This window comes from Streptomyces sp. NPDC127097, from assembly GCF_042724075.1.
GTDB lineage: Bacteria > Actinomycetota > Actinomycetes > Streptomycetales > Streptomycetaceae > Streptomyces.
Genome location: NZ_JBHXFI010000012.1, coordinates 163,527 through 164,737, shown reverse-complemented (window position 1 = coordinate 164,737; position 1,211 = coordinate 163,527). Strand labels below are relative to the sequence as shown.

The 1,211-nt window shown below is 72.3% G+C and carries 1 protein-coding gene; it reads left to right on the top strand.

Features of this window, described 5'->3' with window-relative positions:
• Window positions 1-200 precede the first annotated feature (200 nt).
• Window positions 201-1,091, top strand: a complete 891-nt coding sequence (locus ACFWJW_RS13010) for an NAD(P)-dependent oxidoreductase (RefSeq protein ID WP_387238973.1) — start codon at window positions 201-203, stop codon at window positions 1,089-1,091.
• The last annotated feature ends 120 nt before the right edge of the window (window positions 1,092-1,211 follow it).

The window sequence follows — 1,211 nt, the reverse complement described above, 5'->3', positions numbered from 1 at the left end:
GGTCGTCCCGGTACTGGGTGTACCGGGATGATCCCGACAACGCGGCATGGGGGTCCCCCCGCGCCGTTCAGGCGTGGGGGAGTGCGTGCCAGGCGCCGCGAGGCAGGCGGGACTTTGAAGACAGGCCCTAGCCCGCCGTCACCCCTGCGACACGCGACGGCGGTTGCCTTCGAGCGCGCTCCACGTCCTAGCGTGCGCTCATGGCCGACAACACGTCACCCGACACTCTTTCCGTAGCGGTCCTCGGCACCGGCATCATGGGCGCGGCGATGGCCCGCAATCTCGCCGCGGCCGGTCTGGACGTCCGCGCCTGGAACCGGACGCGCGCCCGCGCCGAGCCCCTGGTCGCCGACGGCGTACGGGTCACCGGCAGCCCCGCCGAGGCGGTGGACGGCGCCGAGGTGGTCCTCACGATGCTGCTCGACGGGGCGGCCGTCCTCGACGCGCTGCGACAGGCCGCCGGCGCGCTGCCGCCCGGCGCCCTGCTTCTCCAGATGAGCACGGTCGGCACCGACGGGCTCGCCCCGCTCGCCCGGTTCGCCGACGAGCACCGCCTGCGCTTCGTGGACGCCCCCGTACTGGGCACCAAGGTGAACGCGGAGAAAGCCGAGTTGACGGTCCTGGCCGCCGGCCCGCAGGACGTACGGGAGCGCGCCGCGCGGGTCTTCGACATCGTCGGGAGCACCACCCGGTGGGTCGGCGAGGACGGGGCGAGCGGGGCCGCCAGCCGCCTCAAGCTGGTCATCAACAGCTGGGTGCTGACGGTCGTCAACGGCACCGGCGAGGCGCTGGCGCTCGCCGAGGGGCTCGGCGTGGACCCGCGCGACTTCCTCGCCGCGGTCGCCGGAGGAGCACTCGACCTGCCGTATCTGCGGCTGAAATCCGAGCTGATCCTGGCCGATAACTACCCTGCGAGCTTCACGGTGTCCGCGGCCCGCAAGGACGCCCGGCTCATCACGGAGGCCGCCAGAGAAGCCGGGGTACGGATGGATCTGGTGGCGGCGGACGCGGAACGCCTCCGCCGGGCCGAGGAACAGGGCCATGGCCACAAGGACGCCGCGGCGGCGTACTTCGCCAGCTTCGACGGCTGAAACAAGCAGCGGGCCCGCCCGGTGGAGGTCCACCGGGCGGGCCCGCCGGGTGTGCTGAGCGGGCCACAGACCGAACGGAATGCCCGCACCACGGTGTCTGTGTGTTATAAAAATATGACG